The organism is Enterobacter sp. PP-008-ECC_S150 (genome assembly GCF_045257065.1).
In the GTDB taxonomy this organism is placed as follows: Bacteria; Pseudomonadota; Gammaproteobacteria; order Enterobacterales; family Enterobacteriaceae; genus Enterobacter; species Enterobacter chengduensis.
Map to the genome: position 1 here is coordinate 12288 of NZ_JBJHHG010000033.1, position 22818 is coordinate 35105.

Genomic DNA, 22818 nt, shown 5'->3' on the forward strand with positions numbered 1-22818 from the left:
TTACGCTCCGGATAGTTTTTTAAAGAGAGAACGCACCCATTCGCGATGCAGACTCAGCGAACGTCCCATCACCACCACAACCAGCAGCGCCCCTGACAGCGCGCTCGACACCTGGTTGGGGATGCCGACCATCTGTAAACCCTGTTGCAGGTAGCCTACCAGCAGCGACGCCAGCGCCGTCCCCACAACCGAACCTGACCCGCCGTAGATATTGGCTCCGCCGAGCACGGCGGCGGTGAGCGCGGGCATGAGTAAATCGCGCCCCAGATCCGAACGCGCGGAGCCGAAATAGGAGACCATCACCAGCGCGGCAATCGCCGAAGCCACGCCCACCAGACCGTACAGCGCGTAGGGCATGCCGTTCACCGACAGCGCCGCATAGCGCGCCGCGCGCGGGTTTTGCCCAATCAAAAACAGATGACGACCAAAGCGCCCGCGGTGGGTAATGAGCCAGAAGAAGACGGTAATCACCGCGAACAGCACCAATGGGATCGGCAAGCCCAACACCGTGAGGTTAGCGAAGGCGGTAAAGCTGTCCGGGAAGCCGCCGATGCCCTCATAGCCCGTCGCCCCCGCCATGCCGGAAAGCAGCAGCGCCCCGCCGCCGTAGAGGTAGAGCGTGCCGAGGGTAATAACCAGCGGGCTGATGCCGGTATAGTGAATAAGCGCGGCATTAAATAATCCGCACAGCAGGCCGAGCAGCAGCGTCAGCAGAATGGCCACCGCCATCGGCCATCCGGCCTGCATCATCACCCCCAGCGCGATGGCGCACAGGCCGATGGTCGAGCCGAGGGAGATGTCGATCCCGCCGCTGATGATGACCAGCGTCAGCGGCAGCGCCACGATGCCGATGCAGATAAAGTCGCTGGTGCTGAACAGCAGCATGTTGACGTCAAGCATGCGCGGATTGACGGCGCCAAAGAGCAGGATCTCCAGCACCAGTAAAATGAGCAGCGCGCTTTCCCAGCTAAGCTTCATTTACGCCACCTCTTTTTTGCGTTTGGGAAACGGGGTGACGTGCTTTCCCCCTCTGTGACCCGGCTGGAAGCGACCGTACTTCAGCGCCCGCTGGTGGCGCGCCAGCGCCTGACGCAGCCGCCCGTCGAGCACCAGCACGCCCAGCAGCACCAGGCCAGCGATAAAGTCGTTCCACCAGGCAGGAAGCCTGAACAGCACCAGCACGGTGTCGATTTGGGTGAGGAAGAAGGCGCCGAGCAGCGCGCCAACCAGCGTGCCCGTGCCGCCCAGCAGCGAAATCCCCCCGAGCACGCAGGCGGCGATGGCCTTCATCTCCAGCCCGCTGCCGGTCTGGTTGGGGACAAAGCCAATCTGTGCGGCAAAGACAATCCCGGCGCAGGCCGCCAGCATGCCGTTCAGGGTAAAGGCGAGCATTCGCGTACGGTTCACCGCCACGCCCAGCTGGCGCGCGGCGGCGAGGTTATCCCCGACGGCGTAGAAATCACGGCCGAATGCGGTGCGCGACAGCGTCCACGCGCCTGCGGCCGCGATAATCAACACCACCACACCGAGCGGCGAAATGCCGATGGCAAGCGGTTCGGAGAGGGATTTCAGCCCCGGCGGCAGCCCTTCAATCCACTTCCCGCCGGTCCAGAGCAGCATCGCCCCGCGATACAGCCCCAGCGTGCCGAGGGTGGCGACAATCGCCGGAATGCGCAGACCCACCACCAGCACGCCGTTGAACGCGCCGGCCAGCGCGCCGATGGAGAGCGCAAAGAGAATGGAAACGGGCAGGCTGTAGCCGCCGTTGAGCGCCACGCCGACGGCGATGGCCGACAGCCCAACGGTCGAGCCGACCGACACGTCAATATTGCGGGTCAGCATCACCAGCGCGGCACCGATGGCCAGCAGGATCAGGATCTGCGAGCTGGCGAAGATCATCCCCAGCGTTTGCAGGCTGAAGTAAGACGGGTTCAGCGCCACCAGCACGGCGAACAGCGCCAGAATGGCGAGAAACGCGCTCAGCTCGCGATTGTTTAATAAGGTCTTCATGATTGCCCTCCGAACGCCAGCGCCATCATCCTGTCGAGGCTGACGGCGTGGCGCGGCAGCTCGCCGCTGAGTACGCCCTGATGCATCACCAGCACGCGGTCCGCAAGGCCCGGAAACTCGTCGAGATCGCTTGAGATCATCAGCACCGCCACGTTCTGCGCCGCCACGCTTTTTATCAGCTGGTAGATGTCGGCGCGCGCCGAGACGTCCACGCCGCGCGTCGGTTCATCGACAATGAGTAATAGCGGATTGGCCTCCAGACAGCGCGCCAGCAGCACCTTCTGCTGGTTGCCGCCCGAAAGCGTGCGCACGGTTTGATCCGCATGGTTGAGCCTGATCCCGAGCGCCCGGTGATAGCGCTCCACCACCGCAGACTCCCGCTTGCGCTGCTGCCAGAGGGACGGCTCGTTCAGCGCCACCGTGTTCCAGCGGATCGGCGCGTCGAGGAACAGGCCGGACACCTGCCTGTCTTCCGGCAGGTAAACCAGGCCTTTCTCCAGGCGAGAACTGACCGAATTGGCGGTGATATCCTGATTCTCCAGCCAGACGCGACCTCCGCGCACCGGACGCAGGCCGTAAAGGGTTTCGGCAAACTCGGTGCGCCCGGATCCCACCAGCCCGGCCAGGCCGACGATCTCTCCCGCGTAGATCTCAAGACTCAGATCGATAAACCCCTCACCGGTGAGATCCTCCACGCGCAGCACCGGGAAATCCTGAGGCTGGGTACGCCGGTTGCCCGGCAGCGACAGCCACAGCTTTTGCGTCTCGCTCAGGGATTTCTCCCGGCTCACCGGCGTCATGGCGGCGATCAGGGCGCTATCGTCAAACTGCGCGGTTTCACCGCTCAACACCACCGCGCCGTCGCGCATCACCGAGACGTGGCTCGAAAGCTGGCGAATTTCCGGCAGCTTGTGCGAGATAAACACGATCCCGACGCCGAGCGCCTGCAGCGCGCGGATCTGTCGGAACAGGCGTTCGGTTTCGCCCGGCGTGAGTGAGGCGGTAGGTTCGTCGAGGATCAGGATCCTGGCGTTGCGCATTAGCCCGCGCAGGATCTCCACCATCTGCTGATCCGCCACCTCCAGCGTGCTGGCGGCGGCGTCGAGGTTAAGCTGGCACTGCAGCTGCTCAAGTTTTTCCGCCAGCCGCTTTTCCCGATCGTGCTCGCGCGGCAGGCGAAAAAGAATGTTTTCCCGCACCGTCAGGTTGGGGAACAGCAGCGGCTCCTGCGGCACGAGGTAAATGCCGAGCCTGTGCGCCTGCACGGGCGTAAACCGCGCATATGACCGCCCCTCGACAGAAAGTTCACCGCCGTCCGGCGTCTCGACCCCGGCGATGATCTTCATCAACGTCGATTTTCCCGCGCCGTTCCCGCCCATCAGCGCGTGCACCTGGCCCGCAAGCAGCGTGAAATCAATGCCTTTCAGAACCGGCACGCCGGAGAACTGCTTGCTGATTTGCCGTGCGTCGAGAAGTGGTGTCATCATCGCTCCGCTATTGAACAAATGATTTTTAGATTTAATAATGTTCAAAAGCGTAGACGGTGAACTATATTTACAACCGTGCAGGGATCACAGTTTTATCGATTAAGATCCAGATAAAACAGAAACCACCATAAAGATCCGTTTTGTCGCGTGGCTCACACTTTCCCTTCGCGCCATCACGAACATATGATCTAAATTTTTATAAGAGTTCAACTATGAGCGATAAACGCACTGCGGAAGAAGGACGGTTTGCCGGGCTGGCGCTGGCGGAAGAGGAGCTGGTGGCGCGCGTGGCCTGGTGCTACTACCACGACGGGCTGACCCAGAACGATATCGGCGAACGGCTCGGGCTGCCGCGCCTGAAGATCTCCCGCCTGCTGGAGAAGGGCCGCCAGTCCGGGGTGATCCGCGTGCAGATCAACTCCCGCTACGAGGGCTGCCTGGCGCTGGAGACCGAGCTACAGCAGCGCTTCGGCCTGAAGCTGGTGCGCGTCATGCCCGCGTTAAATACGCCGCCGATGAACGTGCGGCTCGGCATTGGCGCGGCGCAGTCGCTGATGGGCGTGCTGGAGCCCGGCCAGCTGCTGGCGGTGGGCTTTGGTGAAACCACCATGAGCAGCCTGCAGCACCTGAGCGGCTTTATCAGCTCGCAGCAGATCCGCCTGGTAACGCTTTCCGGCGGCGTCGGGCCGTATATGACCGGTATCGGCCAGCTGGACGCGGCCTGCAGCGTCAGCATGATCCCCGCCCCGCTGCGCGTGTCATCCGCCTCCGTTGCCGGGATCTTAAAGCGCGAAACCAGCGTGCGGGACGTGATCCTCGCCGCCACCGCCGCAGACGTGGCGGTGGTTGGGATTGGTTCGGTGAACCAGCGCCGCGACGCCACGATACTGCGCTCCGGCTACATCAGCGAAGGTGAACAGCTGATGTACGCCCGCAAAGGCGCGGTCGGCGACATTCTCGGCTATTTCCTCAACGCCAAAGGCGAATGCGTCGAGGAGCTGGAGATCCACAAAGAATTACTCGGCGTCACGCTTGATGAGCTGGCGCAGCTGCCCACCATCGTTGGCGTGGCCGGCGGGGAAGAGAAAGCCGATGCGATTTATGCCGCACTGAAGGGTCGCCGTATCAATGGCCTGGTGACGGAGGAGACGACAGCCCGCGCGGTGCTGGCTCTGGCCACATAAGAGCCCGCCCTGCGCTAACAGCGAGGCAAGCTCATGAGTTACCTTTTAGCGTTAGATGCAGGGACCGGCAGCGTTCGCGCCGTGATTTTCGATTTGCAGGGCAACCAGATTGCCGTCGGCCAGGCCGAGTGGAAGCACCTGAGCGTGGAGAACGTGCCGGGATCGATGGAGTTCGACCTCGACACCAACTGGCGGCTGGCCTGCCAGTGTATTCATCAGGCGCTGGCGCGCGCGCAGCTCGGCGCGGCGGATATTCAGTCCGTCGCCTGCTGCTCCATGCGCGAAGGGATCGTGCTGTATGACCGCAACGGCGAGGCCATCTGGGCCTGCGCCAACGTCGACGCCCGCGCCAGCCGCGAGGTGGCCGAACTCAAAGAGATCCACGACAACCGTTTTGAATCCGAAGTCTATGACGTCTCCGGGCAAACTCTGGCGCTGAGTGCCATGCCGCGCCTGCTGTGGCTGGCGCACCATCGCCCGGACATCTACCGCAACGCCGCCACCATCACCATGATCGGCGACTGGCTGGCGGCGAAGCTCTCCGGCGAGCTGGCGGTTGACCCGTCGAACGCGGGCACCACCGGCATGCTGGACCTCTTCACCCGCGACTGGCGTCCGGCGCTGCTCGACATGGCCGGGCTGCGCGCCGATATCCTCTCCCCGGTAAAAGAGACCGGTACCCTGCTGGGTGCCGTTACCCGTGAAGCCGCACAGCAGAGCGGCCTGCGCGAGGGTACGCCGGTGGTGATGGGCGGCGGCGACGTGCAGCTGGGCTGTCTGGGGCTGGGCGTGGTCCGCGCAGGACAGACGGCGGTGCTGGGCGGCACCTTCTGGCAGCAGGTGGTGAACCTCCCGCAGGTACGCACCGACCCGGACATGAACATCCGCATCAACCCGCACGTGATCCCCGGCATGGCGCAGGCGGAGTCGATCAGCTTCTTCACCGGTCTGACCATGCGCTGGTTCCGCGACGCCTTCTGCGCGGAGGAAAAGCTGATTGCCGGGCGGATGGGGGTGGACACCTACTCCCTGCTGGAAGAGATGGCGAGCCGCGTGCCGGCGGGCTCCCACGGGGTGATGCCGATCTTCTCCGACGCGATGCATTTTAAGCAGTGGTACCACGCCGCGCCGTCGTTTATTAACCTCTCCATCGACCCGGAAAAATGCAACAAAGCGACGCTGTTCCGCGCCCTGGAGGAGAACGCGGCGATCGTCTCGGCCTGCAACCTGGCGCAGATTTCGCGCTTCTCAGGCGTGACGTTTGACAGCCTGGTGTTTGCGGGTGGAGGCTCGAAAGGAGCCCTGTGGAGCCAGATTTTAAGCGACGTCACCGGCCTGCCGGTGCGCGTGCCGGAGGTGAAAGAGGCGACGGCGCTCGGCTGCGCCATTGCCGCCGGCACCGGAGCAGGGCTGTTTGCCGATATGGCCTCGACGGGCGAGCGGCTGGTGAAGTGGAGCCGGGAATTTACGCCGAACCCGGCGCACCGCGAGCTGTACGACGGCATGATGCAGAAATGGCAGGCGGTGTACGCGGACCAGCTCGGGCTGGTGGACAGCGGGCTGACGACGTCGATGTGGCAGGCACCGGGGTTGGTTCGGGCAGCGGTGCCGTAAATAACGCCGGATGGCGCTGCGCTTATCCGGCCTACGGTTTGTAGCCCCGGTAAGCGCAGCGCCACCGGGGAAGTTCTTTGAGATCTATCACAATCATTCGATCCCGCTTTTACCTTTCCGCTGCCGCTGGCTAAATTAGTAACTCATCCGACCACATAACAATAATTTTACACTGGAAGAGACTATGAGCCGCTACCCGTCGTTATTCGCCCCCCTCGATCTGGGGTTCACCACCCTTAAAAACCGCGTGTTAATGGGCTCGATGCACACCGGTCTGGAGGAGCATCCGGACGGGGCCGAGCGTCTGGCGGCTTTCTACGCCGAGCGCGCCCGCCACGGGGTGGCGCTGATCGTCACCGGCGGCGTCGCCCCTGCCCCTTCCGGCGTCGGCATGGAGGGCGGCGCGGTGCTGAACGATGCGTCACAGCTGCCGCACCACCGCATCGTGACCGACGCGGTACACCGCGAGGGCGGCAAAATCGCCCTGCAAATCCTGCATACCGGACGCTATAGCTATCAGCCGAACCTGGTCGCGCCGTCGCCTATTCAGGCGCCGATTAACCGCTTTACGCCGCACGCTCTCACCCACGACGAAATCCTCGCCCTGATTGACGACTTCGCCCGCTGCGCGGCGCTGGCGCGTGAAGCAGGTTATGACGGCGTGGAGGTGATGGGCTCAGAGGGTTATCTGATCAACGAATTCCTCGCCGCCCGCACCAACCAGCGCGACGACGAATGGGGCGGCGACTATGCCCGCCGGATGCGCTTTGCCGTGGAGGTGGTGCGCGCGGTGCGCGAACGTGCGGGCGCGGACTTTATTATCGTCTTCCGCCTGTCGATGCTCGACCTGGTGGAAGGCGGCGGAACGTTCGACGAAACCGTGCGGCTGGCGCAGGCAATTGAAGCCGCAGGTGCAAACATTATCAACACCGGCATCGGCTGGCACGAGGCGCGAATCCCGACCATCGCCACGCCGGTGCCGCGCGCGGCGTTCAGCTGGGTCACCCGCAGGCTGAAGGGAAAAGTCTCCGTTCCGCTGGTCACCACCAACCGCATTAACGACCCGCAGGTGGCGGACGATGTGATTTCACGCGGCGACGCCGATATGGTCTCAATGGCGCGCCCGTTCCTCGCCGATGCCGAGCTGCTCTCCAAAGCGCAAAGCGGCCGCGCGGACGAGATCAACACCTGTATCGGCTGTAACCAGGCGTGTCTGGATCAGATTTTCGTCGGCAAGGTCACTTCCTGCCTCGTCAACCCGCGCGCCTGTCACGAAACCAAAATGCCGGTCGTTCCGGCGGTCAATAAAAAGCGCCTGGCCGTCGTGGGCGCGGGCCCGGCAGGCCTGGCGTTTGCGGTTAATGCAGCCGCACGCGGACACAGCGTGACGCTGTTTGATGCACTGGCGGAGATTGGCGGGCAGTTTAATATCGCCAAACAGATCCCCGGCAAAGAGGAGTTCTATGAAACGCTGCGCTACTACCGCCGGATGATCGAGCTGACGGGGGTCGAGCTGCGGCTTAACCAGCTTGTCAGCGCGGCGGATCTGATCGGTTTCGATGAGACGATCCTGGCGAGCGGGATCGTACCGCGCACGCCTGCGATCGCCGGTATCGATCATCCAAAAGTGCTGAGCTATCTCGACGTGCTGCGTGACAAAACGCCGGTCGGCGAGAAGGTGGCGATTATCGGCTGCGGCGGAATTGGCTTTGATACCGCCATGTACTTAAGCCAGCCGGGCGAGGCCACCAGCCAGAACATTGCCGAGTTTTGCGTGGAATGGGGCATTGATACCAGCCTGAGCCAGTCCGGCGGCCTGCGTCCGGAAGGGCCGCAGCTGCCGAAAAGCCCGCGCCAGATCGTGATGCTGCAGCGTAAAGCCAGCAAGCCGGGTGAAGGGCTGGGAAAAACCACGGGCTGGATCCACCGCGCCACCCTGCTCTCGCGCGGGGTGAAGATGATCCCGTCGGTGAGCTACGAGAAGATCGACGACGACGGTCTGCACGTTACGATCGGCGGCGAGCCGCAGCTGCTGCGCGTGGATCATGTCATTTTATGTGCCGGGCAGGAGCCAAAGCGCGATCTGGCGGATCCGCTGCGCGAGGCCGGTAAAACGGTGCATCTGATTGGCGGGTGTGACGTGGCGATGGAGCTGGATGCGCGGCGCGCGATTGCGCAGGGGACGAAATTAGCTCTGATGATCTAGAACATTGCCGGGCGGCGCTGCGCTTGCCCGGCCTACGGGTCCGAGGCCATTGTAGGCCCGGTAAGCGAAGCGCCACCGGGCAAAACAATCTTAACGACGACGTCCCAGCTTCACCGACTTCAGCACCACAAACTTATTGTTCGTCGCAATGGTGACGCAGTTACCGAAAATCTTCTTCAGCTTGTGGAAGTAGTCCAGGTGGCGGTTCGCCACGATGTACAGCTCGCCGTTGATTTTCAGGCAACGGCGCGCGTGGTGGAACATCTCCCAGGCGACGTTATCCGTCAGGGCGTGCTTCTGGTGGAACGGCGGGTTACAGAACACGGCGTTGAAGCGGAACGGCTCGACGCCGGAGAGCGCGTTATTGATCATAAACTCGCAGCGGTCCAGCGCGTCCGGCAGGTTGGTTTCCACGTTCAGACGGCTCGACGCCACCGCCATCGGCGATTCGTCGCTGAACACCACGCTGGCTTCCGGGTTCTTCGCCAGCAGCGTCAGGCCAATCACGCCGTTGCCGCAGCCCAGGTCAACGATCTCACCTTCCAGATTTTCCGGCAGATGTTCCATAAAGAAGCGTGCGCCAATGTCCAGACCGGTGCGGGAGAAGACGTTCGCGTGGTTGTGGATGGTCCAGTCGGTCCCTTCCAGCGTCCAGCTCAGCGTCTCCGGCGCGTCGGCCAGCTCGGGCGCGCTGAACGTACAGTTGATCAGGCGCGCTTTTTTCCACGCCAGCGTCGTGGTGGTTGGGCCAAGCACCTTCTCAAACAGCTCCAGCGTTGAGGTGTGAATATCGCGCGCCTTGGCGCCCGCGATAATGCGGGTTTCTGGCGTGACGACCTTACGCAGCGCGCGCAGCTGCTGTTCCAGCAGCGCCATGGTTTTTGGCACTTTGATCAGCACCACGCCCGGCGCCTGCGGGTACTCCGCGGTGCTGTCGAGGAACTTGACGCTGGATTCGTCGATATCGTTATGGCGCAGGTTTTCACGCGTTGCCAGCTCGCTCAGGTAGGAATCGCAGATGCTGTAAGGTTTGTGCTCCGCCAGGGCGCAGCCCAGGGCGCCAAACGCGTCATTCAGGATCAAAACCGGGCCGCGGATTTCAGTCTCATCCAACTGCTGCAGCAGATATTCATCCGCCGCTTCCCACGCCTGAAGCGGGTTAACGTCGTCCGTTTCCGGGAAACGTTTAAGGTTGAGTGAACGGAAACCGTTGTCTAAGTGGCTCATCGGCCCTCCTGAATGGTAAAATTTGGCGTATCCCTGAAAAGGGTGCGTGAGTATACCCGTTTTATTGTCGATTTGGGGCGTTGATGAACCAACTTACTTATCTCCAGGGCTATCCGGAGCATTTACTTTCTCAGGTTCGCAGCCTGATTGCCGAGCAGAAGCTGGGCGCGGTGCTGGAAAAACGCTACCCCGGCACGCACGATTTCACGACCGATAAAGCCCTCTGGCAGTATACGCAGGATCTGAAAAGCCGGTATCTGAAGAGCGCCCCGCCGATCAACAAGGTGATGTACGACAATAAAATCCACGTGCTGAAAAACGCGCTCGGCCTGCACACGGCGATTTCCCGCGTGCAGGGCGGCAAGCTGAAGGCGAAGGCCGAAATCCGCGTCGCGACCGTTTTCCGTAACGCGCCGGAAGCCTTTCTGCGGATGATCGTGGTCCACGAGCTGGCGCACCTGAAAGAGAAAGAGCACGACAAAGCGTTCTATTCCCTGTGCTGCCACATGGAGCCGCAGTACCACCAGCTGGAGTTTGATACCCGGCTGTGGCTGACGCATTTATCGTTAAAGAGTAATGCGGAATAGCGCACGCGAATTGTCATGATGACGTGCTACAGTGGCTAAAGGTTCCCCGCTACGGAGTACGTAAACGTTTATGATACGTTTCGCAGTCATTGGAACGAACTGGATCACGCGCCAGTTCGTCGACGCCGCCCACGAAACCGGCAAACTGAAACTTACCGCAGTCTATTCCCGCAGCCTTGAGCAGGCGCAGAGTTTTGCCAACGATTACCTCGTCGAGCATCTCTTCACCTCGCTGGATGAGATGGCGCAAAGCGACGCCATTGACGCGGTCTATATCGCCAGCCCGAACTCCCTGCACTTCCCGCAAACGAAGCTGTTCCTCAGCCATAAAAAGCATGTGATCTGCGAGAAGCCGCTGGCGTCGAATATCCAGGAAGTGGAAGCCGCCATCGCGCTCGCCCGCGAAAACCAGGTGGTGCTGTTCGAAGCGTTCAAGACCGCCAGCCTGCCGAACTTCCTGCTGCTGCAGCAGTCGCTGCCGAAGGTTGGCAAAGTGCGTAAAGCCTTTATCAACTACTGCCAGTACTCGTCGCGCTATCAGCGCTATCTCGACGGCGAAAACCCCAACACCTTTAACCCGGCCTTCTCGAACGGCTCGATTATGGATATCGGTTTTTACTGCCTGGCCTCCGCAATCGCGCTGTGGGGCGAGCCGCACGGCGTGACGGCCACCGCCAGCCTGCTGGAAAGCGGGGTGGATGCCCACGGGCTCGCGGTGCTGGATTACGGCGATTTCAGCGTCACGCTGCAGCACTCCAAGGTAAGCGATTCCGTGCTGCCGAGCGAAATTCAGGGCGAAGCCGGGTCGCTGGTGATCGAGAAGATCTCCGAGTGTCAGAAGGTGAGCTTTGTGCCGCGCGGCGGCAAAGCTCAGGAGCTGACGCAGCCTCAGCATATCAACACTATGCTCTATGAGGCAGAGGTCTTCGCCCGCCTGGTGGAAGACAACGAAGTGAATCACCCCGGCCTCGCGGTGAGCCGCACCACGGCGAAGCTGCAGACGGAGATCCGCCGTCAGACCGGCGTGGTCTTCCCGGCGGACGGCGTGAGCACGGAAGCTATCGCGTAAAGCTGTGTAATGAAACGGCGCAGACCATTGACGAAACCAATGGCCTGACATATTTTGTTACCTGCAAAGGGGAGTAACTTCTTCGCCGGTGGATCGTCATTACGATGCGTGCAATACCGCATCCGGTCGCCGGGCAACCCTCGTGGTTGTAAGTGAGACCTTGCCGGAAGGCGAGGTCTATGCATAAAAAGCTAACGGCTATCGTCTTCTGACCATAGCCGTTTTTGTTTTTTTATGTGTAAGGAAAATAGTATGCATTCTGTCGGCACTCCCATGTTGTGGGGCGGATTCGCGGTTGTCGTGCTCATCATGCTGGCGATCGATCTCTTTTTGCAGGGGCGTCGCGGCGAGCACGGCATGACCATGAAGCAGGCCGCCGTCTGGTCTCTGGTATGGGTCACGCTCTCCCTGCTCTTCTGCGCGGCATTCTGGTGGTATCTGGCCTCGACCGAAGGCCGGGCGGTGGCCGATCCTCAGGCGCTCGCCTTCCTCACCGGCTATCTGATTGAAAAAGCCCTCGCCGTTGATAACGTCTTCGTCTGGCTGATGCTGTTCAGCTACTTTGCCGTGCCTGCGTCGCTGCAGCGCCGCGTGCTGGTGTATGGCGTACTGGGCGCAATTATCCTGCGTACCATTATGATCTTCGCCGGCAGTTGGCTGATTACCCAGTTCGAATGGCTGCTCTACGTCTTCGGCGCGTTCCTGCTGTTCACCGGGGTCAAAATGGCGCTGGCGAAAGAAGATGAAACCGGTATTGGCGAGAAGCCGCTGGTGAAGTGGATCCGCGGTCATCTGCGCATGACGGATAAGATTGAGAGCGAGCACTTCTTCGTGCGCAAGAACGGCCTGCTGTTTGCCACGCCGCTGCTGCTGGTGCTGATTCTGGTCGAGCTGAGCGACGTGATCTTCGCGGTAGACAGCATCCCGGCGATCTTCGCGGTGACCACCGATCCGTTCATCGTGCTGACCTCTAACCTGTTCGCGATCCTCGGCCTGCGTGCGATGTACTTCCTGCTGGCGGGCGCGGCGGAGCGCTTCTCGATGCTGAAGTACGGCCTGTCGGTGATCCTGGTGTTTATCGGTATCAAGATGCTGATCGTCGATTTCTACCATATCCCGATCGCTATCTCGCTCGGCGTGGTGTTTGGCATTCTGATCGTGACGCTGATTATCAATACCTGGGTTAACCGCCAGCACGATAAGAAGCAGCAGGTGTAGTGCGTTTTGCCCGGTGGCGCTGCGCTTACCGGGCCTACAACTTCATCCCGCAGGCCGGGTAAGCGCAGCGCCACCCGGCACCCACGTTAATCAATAGTTAAAAAACATGACGCAACACGTAAAATCCAGCATTTTACGCTTCCCTCCGCAGACACTTTCCCTATACTCGACCAGGCAAACATTTACTTACATCCGGACATAAATGTGACTAAGAGCACAGCCGGGATGGAACGCAATTTCACTTAAGGAACACTCATGACGATATCCTCATCGGGCCTGTTTGCGCGCCTGTCGCGCGGCAGCCTTGTTAAGCAAATACTGGTTGGGCTGGTGCTCGGCGTCGCGCTGGCACTGATCTCAAAACCTGCCGCCGAGGCCACTGGCCTGCTCGGCACACTGTTCGTCGGCGCGTTAAAAGCGGTCGCGCCGGTTCTGGTTTTGACCCTGGTGATGGCCTCAATCGCCAACCATCAGCAGGGGCAGAAAACCAATATTCGCCCGATTCTGTGGATGTATCTGCTGGGTACGTTCTCAGCCGCGCTGACGGCGGTTGTCGTGAGCTTTATCTTCCCGTCAACGCTGCAGTTAACCACCGGCGCAACCGACATTACCCCACCTGCGGGCATTGTTGAGGTGATGCACGGCCTGCTGATGAGCATTGTCGCCAACCCGATCCATGCGCTGATTAACGCCAACTACATCGGCATTCTGGTGTGGGCCGTCGGCCTGGGCTTCGCTCTGCGCCACAGCAACGACACGACCAAAAACCTGGTTAACGACCTTTCTCACGCCGTGACGTTTATCGTGACCGTAGTCATCCGCTTTGCGCCAATAGGTATTTTTGGCCTTGTGGCATCTACGCTGGCAACCACCGGTTTCGGCGCGCTCTGGGGCTATGCGCAGCTGCTGCTGGTGCTGGTTGGCTGTATGGCCGTCGTAGCACTGGTGATTAACCCGCTGCTGGTGTTTCTGCAGACCCGTCGTAACCCGTACCCGCTGGTGCTGATGTGCCTGCGCGAAAGCGGCGTGACCGCCTTCTTCACCCGCAGCTCGGCGGCAAATATTCCGGTCAATATGTCGCTGTGCGAAAAGCTCAATCTGGACCGAGATACCTATTCCGTCTCAATCCCGCTGGGTGCGACCGTCAATATGGCGGGGGCGGCCATCACCATCACCGTGCTGACGCTTGCCGCGGTGCATACGCTGGGTATTCCGGTGGATCTGCCGACGGCGCTGCTGCTGAGCGTGGTGGCATCTCTTTGCGCGTGTGGCGCCTCCGGCGTGGCGGGCGGCTCGCTGCTGTTGATCCCGCTGGCGTGTAATATGTTCGGTATCCCGAACGAGATCGCCATGCAGGTGGTTGCGGTAGGCTTTATCATTGGCGTACTGCAGGACTCCTGCGAGACGGCGATTAACTCCTCCACCGACGTGATGTTCACCGCTGCGGTGTGCCAGGCGGAAGACGCGCGTTTAGCGAAGAATGCTCTGCGCGGATAAAAATAAAAGCCCGGTGGCGGCTACGCCTGACCGGGCCTACAGGTTTAGTAGGTCGGGTAAGCGTAGCGCCACCCGACAAAGAACTTAAAGCGTCACACCACTCTTAAAGATCGCCAGTTCGCGGAAGTCGTTCTTCTCGTTGCAGGTATGCCTGCCGCTGGCAAATTCCACGATAGCGTCCACGAACTCCGTCAGCAGCTGCGGCATCGCCTTGCCGTGGATAAGCTGCCCGGCATCAAAGTCGATCCAGTGCTTTTTCTTCGCCGCCAGCTCGCTGTTGGTGGCGATTTTTACCGTCGGCACAAACCCGCCGTAGGGCGTCCCGCGCCCTGTGCTGAACAGCACCATATGGCAGCCGGCTCCGGCCAGCGCGCTGGTGGCGACCGCATCGTTGCCCGGTGCGCTCAGCAGGTTCAGACCGTGGATTTTAAGACGCTCGCCGTAGCGCAGCACGTCAACCACCTGGCTCGCGCCCGCTTTCTGGGTGCAGCCCAGGGATTTCTCTTCCAGCGTAGTGATCCCGCCCGCTTTGTTACCCGGCGACGGGTTCTCATAAATCGGCTGATTGTGGGCAATGAAGTACTGCTTGAAGTCGTTCACCATGGTAACGGTCTTCTCAAACGTCGCTTCGTCGCGGCAGTGGCTCATCAGAATACGTTCCGCGCCGAACATCTCCGGCACCTCGGTCAGCACCGTCGTGCCGCCGTTGGCAATCACGTAGTCCGAGAAGCGGCCGAGCATCGGGTTAGCGGTAATGCCGGAGAGGCCATCGGACCCGCCGCACTCCAGCCCAAACTTCAGCTCGCTCAGCTTGCCCGGCTCGCGCCTGTCGTGGCGCATCACCTCGTACAGCTGGTGCAGATGCTCCAGGCCCGCCTCCACTTCGTCATCCTGGTGCTGACACACCATAAAGTGCACGCGCTCAGGATCGAATTCGCCCAGCGTGTCGCGGAAGGCGTCCACCTGATTATTCTCGCAGCCCAGGCCAATCACCAGCACCGCGCCCGCGTTCGGGTGGCGCACCATGTTTTGCAGCATGGTGCGGGTGTTGATGTGGTCGTCGCCCAGTTGGGAACAGCCGTAAGTATGGCTGAAGAGGTGCACCCCGTCCGTACCTTCGGCACCGTTGGTCTCTTTCAGAAAACGCGTCTGGATCTGACGCGCAATCCCGTTGACGCAGCCGACGGTCGGGAGGATCCACAGCTCGTTGCGGATCCCCACCTCGCCGTTGGCGCGGCGGTAAATCTGCACCTCTCGATCCGCTGCCTGGCTCTCTTCCGCCGGTAAATCAGGTTGATAGTTGTACTCGTCCAGATCGCTCAGGTTGGTGCGGGTATTGTGGGAATGGATATGTTCACCCGGCTCGATATCCGCCAGCGCATGCCCAATCGGAAGGCCGTACTTAACGACGTTCTCCCCTTTGGCGACAGGCTTCACGGCAAACTTGTGTCCGCGAACGATCGCCTGACGCAGGGTGATGCTCTGGTTATCAACGGTCACCACGTCGCCTTCACCCAGATCCGTCAGCGCGACGGCGACGTTATCCAGCGAATGGATTTTGATGTATTGCATATCAACCTCAAACGGCCCTAGTTCAGTTCAATGGCGAAGTAGTCACGCGCATTGTTAAAGCAGATGTTTCTCACCATGTCGCCCAGCAGCTGGATATCCGCTGGCGCTTCGCCTGCGTGCACCCAGCGGCCAATCATCTGGCACAAAATGCGGCGGAAATATTCATGACGGGTATAGGACAGGAAGCTGCGGCTGTCGGTCAGCATGCCGACAAACCGGCTCAGCAGGCCCAGCTGCGCGAGCTGCGTCATCTGACGCTCCATGCCGTCTTTCTGGTCGTTAAACCACCAGCCGGAACCGAACTGCATTTTGCCCGGCATCCCTTCGCCCTGGAAGTTGCCGACCATGGTACCCAGCACTTCGTTATCGCGCGGGTTCAGGCAGTACAGGATGGTTTTTGGCAGCAGGTTTTGTTCGTTCTGTTTGCTCAGCAGTTTGGACAGCTCTTCCGCCAGCGGACGATCGTTGATGGAGTCGAAGCCAACGTCCGCGCCCAGCAGCTTAAACTGACGCTGGTTGTTATTGCGCAGCGCACCGATGTGGTACTGCTGCACCCAGCCGCGACGGGCGTATTCCGCACCGAGGAACACCAGCACCGCCGTTTTGAACTGCGCCACGTCGTGCTCGCTGAGCGATTCGCCGGACAGGCGACGCGCCAGGATGCTGTCCAGCTCGGCCTCGTTTGATTCCGCGAACAGCACCACGTCCAGCGCGTGGTCAGAGACTTTACAGCCGTGCGCCGCGAAGTGATCCAGACGTTTGGTCAGCGCGGTTTGCAGGTCAGCGAAACGGCGGATATCGGTATCCGACACTTCTGCCAGCTTTGCCATGTAGTCGTTAAACGTGGCCTGCTCAATGTTGAAGGCTTTGTCCGGGCGCCAGCTAGGCAGCACTTTGATATCAAAAGAGGTATCGCTGGCGATAACGGCATGATGCTCCAGAGAGTCAATCGGATCGTCGGTGGTGCCTACCATCTTCACGTTCATCTGCTTCATGATGCCGCGCGCGGAGAAGTCCTCCTGCGCCAGCAGCGCATTGCAGCGATCCCAGATTTCATCGGCGGTCGTTGGGGAGAGCAGTTTACCGGTGATGCCGAACGGACGGCGCAGCTCAAGGTGCGTCCAGTGGTAGAGCGGGTTGCCGATGGTGTGCGGAACGGTCGCCGCCCAGGCGTCAAACTTCTCGCGGTCGGTTGCATCGCCGGTACACAGGCGCTCCGCGACGCCGTTGGTGCGCATGGCACGCCATTTATAGTGGTCACCCTTCAGCCAGATGTCATACAGGTTTTTGAAACGGTAATTTTCGGCAACCTGCTGCGGCGGCAAATGGCAGTGGTAGTCGAAAATCGGCTGGTCTTTGGCGTAGTCATGGTACAGGCGGCGAGCAAATTCGGTATCTAACAGAAAATCGTCGGTCATAAACGGCGTCATTATCGTCATCCTCGTTACGGGAGCGTCAGAAAGCGTATGTTCATATGCTGCAAAGTTATCACACCAATTCCCATCGACCGAAGCTTTTTTCGTGAGTGAGATCAATAAACGCCAACAAATAATTTCCCCTCACTTGAGCAAACCGTTCTGCATCCCGCGCCATTACTGGCTTTGTCCGCGACAATGAATGTCCCCACAAAGAATCATACATTTGTGATATCACTCACCTTTTAAAGTTGTATGACAAGTTATCTTTTCGCCGTCGCAAACTATAAGCCGACGGAATGCATTACCGGTGTTTGAGACATCGGGTTTAACGGTACGGATACCGACTTATGCACGCTTACTTATGGCAAGGTTCGGGCCGTTCCGGGACATGCTCCCGGCTACGCCCCTCCCGTTACACAACTGCTCCCGGAAACGGTCGAGAGGTTGCCGCGCCCAGGCGCGGACATAACATAACGATGAGGTTTTAGATGCGTAAAATTAAAGGGTTACGTTGGTATATGATCGCACTGGTGACGTTAGGCACCGTGCTTGGCTACCTGACGCGTAACACCATAGCGGCGGCTGCGCCTACGCTAATGGAAGAGCTGCACATTTCGACCCAGCAATATTCCTACATCATTGCGGCCTACTCCGCGGCCTATACCATCATGCAGCCGGTAGCTGGCTATGTTCTGGATATTTTAGGCACCAAAATCGGCTATGCCTTCTTCGCCGTGACCTGGGCTATTTTCTGTGGCGCCACGGCGCTGGCAGGCAGCTGGGGCGGGCTCGCGCTGGCGCGTGGTGCAGTTGGCGCCGCCGAAGCCGCGATGATCCCCGCAGGGCTGAAGGCCAGCTCCGAATGGTTCCCGGCAAAAGAGCGCTCCATTGCCGTCGGCTACTTCAACGTAGGCTCGTCGATTGGCGCGATGATTGCGCCGCCGCTGGTGGTGTGGGCTATCGTGATGCACAGCTGGCAGCTGGCGTTCATTATCTCAGGCGTGCTGAGCTTCGCGTGGGCCATGGCGTGGCTGATTTTCTACAAGCATCCGCGCGACCAGAAAAAACTTTCTGAAGAAGAGCGCGAATACATTATTGGCGGTCAGGAAGCGCAGCATCAGGTCAATAACGGCAAGAAAATGTCCGTCTGGCAGATCCTGGGAACCCGTCAGTTCTGGGGTATCGCCCTGCCGCGCTTCCTGGCTGAACCGGCCTGGGGTACCTTCAACGCGTGGATCCCCCTGTTCATGTTTAAGGTCTACGGCTTTAACCTGAAAGAGATCGCGATGTTCGCCTGGATGCCTATGCTGTTCGCGGATCTGGGCTGTATCGTCGGCGGCTACCTGCCACCGCTGTTCCAGCGCTGGTTTGGTGTGAACCTGATTGTTTCCCGTAAGATGGTGGTGACCATGGGCGCGCTGCTGATGATTGGTCCGGGGATGATCGGCCTGTTCACCAGCCCGTATGTGGCCATTGCCCTGCTGTGCATCGGTGGATTTGCGCACCAGTCCCTGTCCGGCGCGCTGATTACGCTCTCGTCTGACGTCTTTGGGCGTAACGAAGTGGCGACCGCTAACGGCCTGACCGGGATGGCGGCGTGGACCGCGAGCACGATGTTCGCCCTGGTGGTCGGCGCGCTGGCGGATACCATCGGCTTTAGCCCGCTGTTCGCCGTGCTGGCCATCTTCGACCTGCTGGGCGCGGTGGTGATCTGGACGGTGCTGAAAAACAAATCCGCCGAGGAGCTGCAAAAAGAGACGGTTGGCAGCCCCGCGACGCAGAGTTAGCGTTGCTGTGCCGGGTGGCGGCTTCGCCTTACCCGGCCTACAAAACCCGTAGGCCCGTGCAAGCGAAGCGCCGCCGGGCATTTAAAGGCCGCTCAGTAGCGGCTTTTTTCATGGCAAAATCTGGAGAGTGGTACGCAAAAGTGGTATAACAAATCATCTGCCGTACCCTGCCTGGAGCGCATATGGAAATCACCGAACCACGTCGTTTATATCAACAACTTGCTGCGGAGCTGAAAGATCGCATCGAGCAAGGGGTCTATCTTGTCGGTGATAAACTTCCCGCCGAGCGCTTCATCGCCGATGAAAAAAGCGTCAGCCGCACCGTGGTGCGCGAAGCGATCATCATGCTGGAAGTGGAAGGCTACGTTGAGGTCCGCAAAGGCTCCGGCATTCACGTCATATCCAATCTGCCGAAACACTCTCCCGTCGCGGACGAAAGTCTGGAATTCGCCAGCTATGGTCCGTTTGAGCTGCTCCAGGCTCGCCAGCTGATTGAAAGCAATATTGCCGAATTTGCCGCGACGCAGGTGACCAAGCAGGACATCATGAAGCTGATGGAGATCCAGGAGAACGCCCGTAAGGAAAAATGTTTCCGCGATTCCGAGTGGGATCTGCAGTTCCACGTTCAGGTCGCCCTGGCAACCCAAAACACGGCGCTGGCGGCAATCGTTGAGAAAATGTGGACTCAGCGCCATCACAACCCGTACTGGAAAAAACTGCACGACCATATCGATTCCCGCACCGTCGACAACTGGTGCGACGATCACGATCAAATCCTTAAGGCGCTGATTCGTAAAGATCCGCATGCCGCCAAGCTGGCGATGTGGCAGCACCTGGAAAACACCAAGCAGATGCTGTTCAATGAAACCAGCGATGACTTCGAATTTAACGCTGACCGCTATCTTTTTGCCGATAATCCGGTTGTTCATCTCGATACGGCGTCCAGTGCCGCAAAATAGCTGACGTTTCTGCTGGCAGGCGCGACGCTGCGCCTTCCGGCTTACACGAGTAAGCAAAACATATATAGTGTCAGCCTTTGTAAATCCCCTCGCTCACATCCTGGGCTTACGCCAAAATCAACTCGCCCCTGCAAATTCTGTGACGCAGAACGTTGGGCTTTGTTACAATTGGATTCAATTCCTTATTTTGTAAGTTAGTGCTTGCTAACCAGCCAATTAACAGGGAACAGTGTTGGCCACACCGCAATGTGTCCGCGAGCGACCATAATGAAATCACAACAATGTCGCCGTGCTGTTTGTCCCGGATAACAGGCGTGACGTTAACCGATTTCCAGGAACACTGAATGGAACTTTTGACCCAACTACTGCATGCCCTCTGGGCGCAGGATTTTGAAACGCTGGCCAACCCTTCCATGATTGGCATGCTCTATTTCGTCTTGTTTATGATCCTGTTCCTTGAGAACGGTTTGCTGCCTGCAGCCTTCCTCCCCGGCGATAGTTTGCTGGTGCTCGTGGGCGTGCTGTGTGCCAAAGGGGCGATGGCGTTTCCACAAACCATTTTATTGCTGACCGTCGCCGCAAGCCTCGGCTGCTGGGTGAGCTATATCCAGGGAAGATGGCTGGGCAATACCCGAATCGTCCAGAACTGGCTCTCGCACCTGCCTGCGCACTATCACCAGCGGGCACACCACCTTTTCCATAAGCACGGGCTTTCCGCGCTGCTGATTGGCCGCTTTATCGCCTTTGTCCGCACCCTGTTACCTACCATTGCCGGCCTGTCAGGCCTGAGCAGCGCGCGCTTCCAGTTCTTTAACTGGATGAGCGGCCTGTTATGGGTGCTTATTCTGACGACGCTCGGCTATGCGCTGGGTAAAACGCCGGTCTTTATGAAATATGAAGACCAGCTGATGTCCTGCCTGATGCTGCTGCCTGTGGTGCTGCTGGTCTTCGGCCTGGTTGGCTCCCTGATTGTCCTGTGGAAAAAGAAATACGGAGCCAAAGGCTGACGATGGTTATCTCCCCGCTCGCTCTGCGCCGCTTTGCCTTTGCCGTGATTACGCTGGTCGTGCTCAGCGCCCTGCTGCTGGCATGGCGCGCGCTGTCGCACCAGGAGTCAACGCTGGCGATCCGCCCGGTAAATCAGGGTGCCAGCGTGCCTGACGGTTTTTCCGTCTGGCATCATCTGGACGCGAACGGGATCCGCTTTAAGAGCATCACCCCGCAGGACGATGTTTTACTGATTAAGTTTGATTCCCGTGCGCAAAGTGCCGCCGCGAAAGTGGTTCTCGACCGCACGCTGCCGCACGGGTATATCATTGCTCAGCAGGAAGATGAGAGCCAGCCTGCAGCCTGGCTCTCATTGATTCGCGATACGTCGCATCGGTTTGGATAACTTCCAGGATTCCGAATCTTTTCACTCACTTTGGTGATTCCCCCGTTTACTTACTATGCTTAAGTACGCGGAGCACCCCTCGAATGTACTCCGCATAACTTTGGATAGCGGCTGATACCGCAACACAATGGAAGGTTTCGATAATGAAATTCCGCATGACTCTGGCTCTGGCCCTTTTTTCTTTAAGCACAGCATCCTTCGCCAACTCTCTCTGTCAGGAGAAAGAACAGGATATTCAGCGTGAGATCGGCTATGCCGAAAAGCATAACAATCAGCACCGTGTTGATGGTCTCAAAAAAGCGCTGAGCGAAGTGAAAGCGAACTGTTCAGACAGCAAGCTGCGTGCCGATCGCCAGAAGAAAATCGCTGAACAGAAGGACGAGATAGCCGAGCGCCGTCGCGACCTGCAGGAAGCGAAAGAGAAAGGGGATGCGGAAAAAATTGCTAAGCGCGAGAGGAAGCTGAAAGAAGCGCAGGACGACCTGAAAGCGCTGGAAGCTCGCGATTATTGAGTTAACGGAAATCTCAACAGGAGAGAGAATCATGTCAAAAGATACGACGTCTGAACATCTGCGCGCTGAACTGAAATCCCTGGCCGATACCCTTGAAGAGGTGCTGAACTCCTCGGCTGACAAGTCAAAAGAAGAGGTCAGCAAGCTGCGCAGCAAGGCGGAGCAGGCGCTGAAGGAGAGCCGCTATCGCCTGGGCGAAACCGGTGATGCGCTGGCGAAACAGACCCGCGAAGCGGCTGCGCGCGCGGACGAGTACGTGCGTGATAATCCATGGACGGGTGTAGGGATTGGTGCCGCAGTGGGTGTGGTACTGGGTGTCCTGCTGACGCGTCGCTGATATGGAAGATCCTCGTCACGCACAAGGGCCTGCTAACAACGTCCTCGGCATCGGCCAGCGTATCTTAACGACGCTGGTCGGGATTGCCGAAACGCGCGTCCGGCTGGCAGTGGTCGAGCTGGAAGAGGAGAAAGCGAACCTCTTCCAGATGCTGCTGATGCTCGGGCTGACCATGCTCTTCGCCGCGTTTGGTTTGATGAGCCTGATGGTGTTAATCATCTGGGCCATTGACCCGCAGTATCGCCTTAACGCAATGATTGCCACCACCGTCGTTCTGCTGGTCGCAGCCTTGATAGGCGGTATCTGGACGCTGCGTAAAGCGCGCCAGTCCACTTTCCTGCGCCATACGCGTCAGGAGCTGGCGAACGATCGCGCCCTGCTGGAGGATGACAAGCCGTGAGCGGTAAAGCCGAACGTCAAAAGCGAAAAGCGTACCTGCTGAGCCAGATCCAGCAGCAGCGGCTGGATCTGTCTGCCAGCCGCCGCGACTGGATTGACGCGACGCGACGGTTTGACCGGGGCTGGAATACCGTCCTGAGCCTGCGCTCATGGGCACTGGTCGGCAGCAGCGTAATGGCCATCTGGTCCGTTCGTCATCCGAATATGCTCATCCGCTGGGCGCGCCGCGGTTTTGGTGCCTGGAGCGCCTGGCGGCTGGTGAAATCCACGATTCGACAGCAGCAGCTGCGGTAGCCTTCTCGCCGGGTGGCGCTGCGCTTACCCGGCCTACGGATTGACCGT

21 protein-coding genes are annotated in these 22818 nt (G+C 59.6%); 15 read left to right on the forward strand and 6 right to left on the reverse strand.

The window, feature by feature from the left end:
* The 3 genes from lsrD to lsrA are packed head-to-tail and all read right to left on the reverse strand — an operon-like array spanning nt 1 to nt 3494.
* Nucleotides 1–978, reverse strand: a complete 978-nt coding sequence (lsrD, locus tag ACJBF3_RS24045; RefSeq protein WP_045330884.1) for an autoinducer 2 ABC transporter permease LsrD — start codon at nt 976–978, stop codon at nt 1–3.
* The gene (gene lsrC, locus ACJBF3_RS24050; protein WP_045330882.1) at nt 979–2010 is read right to left on the reverse strand and encodes an autoinducer 2 ABC transporter permease LsrC; all 1032 of its coding nucleotides are present in this window, start codon (nt 2008–2010) and stop codon (nt 979–981) included.
* Nucleotides 2007–3494: an autoinducer 2 ABC transporter ATP-binding protein LsrA gene (gene lsrA, locus ACJBF3_RS24055; protein ID WP_045330880.1), complete on the reverse strand. Its 1488-nt coding sequence runs from the start codon at nt 3492–3494 to the stop codon at nt 2007–2009. Before lsrA ends, lsrC begins: the two co-directional genes overlap by 4 nt.
* A 215-nt stretch (nt 3495–3709) precedes the next feature.
* Here lsrA and lsrR point away from each other — a divergent pair, with 215 nt between their 5' ends.
* The 3 genes from lsrR to ACJBF3_RS24070 all read left to right on the forward strand — a co-directional run bounded on the left by lsrR (nt 3710) and on the right by ACJBF3_RS24070 (nt 8501).
* Complete coding sequence (lsrR, locus tag ACJBF3_RS24060) at nt 3710–4681, forward strand: transcriptional regulator LsrR (protein ID WP_045330877.1); 972 nt, start codon at nt 3710–3712, stop codon at nt 4679–4681.
* 33 nt (nt 4682–4714) lie between these two features.
* Entirely contained in the window at nt 4715–6295 is a 1581-nt protein-coding gene (lsrK, locus tag ACJBF3_RS24065; protein ID WP_045330874.1) for an autoinducer-2 kinase, read from the forward strand.
* A 184-nt stretch (nt 6296–6479) separates the two neighbouring features.
* Nucleotides 6480–8501, forward strand: coding sequence for an NADPH-dependent 2,4-dienoyl-CoA reductase (locus tag ACJBF3_RS24070; RefSeq protein WP_045330872.1), 2022 nt, complete (start codon nt 6480–6482; stop codon nt 8499–8501).
* A gap of 90 nt (nt 8502–8591) precedes the next feature.
* Here ACJBF3_RS24070 and rlmG read toward each other — a convergent pair whose 3' ends face one another.
* Nucleotides 8592–9728 (reverse strand): 23S rRNA (guanine(1835)-N(2))-methyltransferase RlmG, encoded by a 1137-nt coding sequence (rlmG, locus tag ACJBF3_RS24075; RefSeq protein WP_045330869.1) that lies wholly within the window; start codon nt 9726–9728, stop codon nt 8592–8594.
* An 83-nt stretch (nt 9729–9811) separates the two neighbouring features.
* Here rlmG and ACJBF3_RS24080 point away from each other — a divergent pair, with 83 nt between their 5' ends.
* The 4 genes from ACJBF3_RS24080 (at nt 9812) to sstT (ending at nt 14099) form a co-directional block, all read left to right on the forward strand.
* Complete coding sequence (locus tag ACJBF3_RS24080) at nt 9812–10315, forward strand: YgjP-like metallopeptidase domain-containing protein (RefSeq protein WP_045330867.1); 504 nt, start codon at nt 9812–9814, stop codon at nt 10313–10315.
* A 70-nt stretch (nt 10316–10385) separates the two neighbouring features.
* Nucleotides 10386–11384: a Gfo/Idh/MocA family protein gene (locus tag ACJBF3_RS24085; protein ID WP_045330864.1), complete on the forward strand. Its 999-nt coding sequence runs from the start codon at nt 10386–10388 to the stop codon at nt 11382–11384.
* A 252-nt stretch (nt 11385–11636) separates the two neighbouring features.
* Nucleotides 11637–12602: a TerC family protein gene (locus ACJBF3_RS24090; RefSeq protein WP_045330861.1), complete on the forward strand. Its 966-nt coding sequence runs from the start codon at nt 11637–11639 to the stop codon at nt 12600–12602.
* A gap of 255 nt (nt 12603–12857) precedes the next feature.
* On the forward strand, nt 12858–14099 hold the full coding sequence (gene sstT / locus ACJBF3_RS24095; RefSeq protein ID WP_045330858.1) for a serine/threonine transporter SstT: 1242 nt from the start codon (nt 12858–12860) through the stop codon (nt 14097–14099).
* Between the two features lie 84 nt (nt 14100–14183).
* Here the strand turns inward: sstT and ACJBF3_RS24100 are convergent, their stop codons facing one another.
* On the reverse strand, nt 14184–15671 hold the full coding sequence (locus ACJBF3_RS24100; protein WP_045330856.1) for a UxaA family hydrolase: 1488 nt from the start codon (nt 15669–15671) through the stop codon (nt 14184–14186).
* A 17-nt stretch (nt 15672–15688) separates the two neighbouring features.
* On the reverse strand, nt 15689–17101 hold the full coding sequence (uxaC, locus tag ACJBF3_RS24105) for a glucuronate isomerase (RefSeq protein WP_045330853.1): 1413 nt from the start codon (nt 17099–17101) through the stop codon (nt 15689–15691).
* Nucleotides 17102–17577: 476 nt separating this feature from the next.
* Here uxaC and ACJBF3_RS24110 point away from each other — a divergent pair, with 476 nt between their 5' ends.
* From ACJBF3_RS24110 to ACJBF3_RS24145, 8 genes are all read left to right on the forward strand, one after another.
* Nucleotides 17578–18876: an MFS transporter gene (locus tag ACJBF3_RS24110; RefSeq protein ID WP_045330851.1), complete on the forward strand. Its 1299-nt coding sequence runs from the start codon at nt 17578–17580 to the stop codon at nt 18874–18876.
* 182 nt (nt 18877–19058) lie between these two features.
* Nucleotides 19059–19835 carry a transcriptional regulator ExuR gene (gene exuR / locus ACJBF3_RS24115; RefSeq protein ID WP_045330847.1) on the forward strand — a complete coding sequence of 259 codons (777 nt, stop codon included), beginning with the start codon at nt 19059–19061 and terminating at the stop codon, nt 19833–19835.
* 344 nt (nt 19836–20179) lie between these two features.
* Nucleotides 20180–20842, forward strand: coding sequence for a DedA family general envelope maintenance protein YqjA (yqjA, locus tag ACJBF3_RS24120; protein ID WP_045330845.1), 663 nt, complete (start codon nt 20180–20182; stop codon nt 20840–20842).
* Between the two features lie 2 nt (nt 20843–20844).
* The gene (mzrA, locus tag ACJBF3_RS24125; protein ID WP_045330843.1) at nt 20845–21228 is read left to right on the forward strand and encodes an EnvZ/OmpR regulon moderator MzrA; all 384 of its coding nucleotides are present in this window, start codon (nt 20845–20847) and stop codon (nt 21226–21228) included.
* A gap of 143 nt (nt 21229–21371) precedes the next feature.
* On the forward strand, nt 21372–21740 hold the full coding sequence (locus ACJBF3_RS24130; RefSeq protein WP_045330841.1) for a DUF1090 domain-containing protein: 369 nt from the start codon (nt 21372–21374) through the stop codon (nt 21738–21740).
* A gap of 31 nt (nt 21741–21771) precedes the next feature.
* Nucleotides 21772–22077 carry a YqjD family protein gene (locus ACJBF3_RS24135; protein ID WP_008503141.1) on the forward strand — a complete coding sequence of 102 codons (306 nt, stop codon included), beginning with the start codon at nt 21772–21774 and terminating at the stop codon, nt 22075–22077.
* Nucleotide 22078: 1 nt separating this feature from the next.
* Nucleotides 22079–22477, forward strand: coding sequence for a phage holin family protein (locus tag ACJBF3_RS24140; RefSeq protein ID WP_025759867.1), 399 nt, complete (start codon nt 22079–22081; stop codon nt 22475–22477).
* Nucleotides 22474–22770 (forward strand): YqjK-like family protein, encoded by a 297-nt coding sequence (locus ACJBF3_RS24145; RefSeq protein WP_032642285.1) that lies wholly within the window; start codon nt 22474–22476, stop codon nt 22768–22770. Before ACJBF3_RS24140 ends, ACJBF3_RS24145 begins: the two co-directional genes overlap by 4 nt.
* Nucleotides 22771–22818 lie beyond the last annotated feature (48 nt).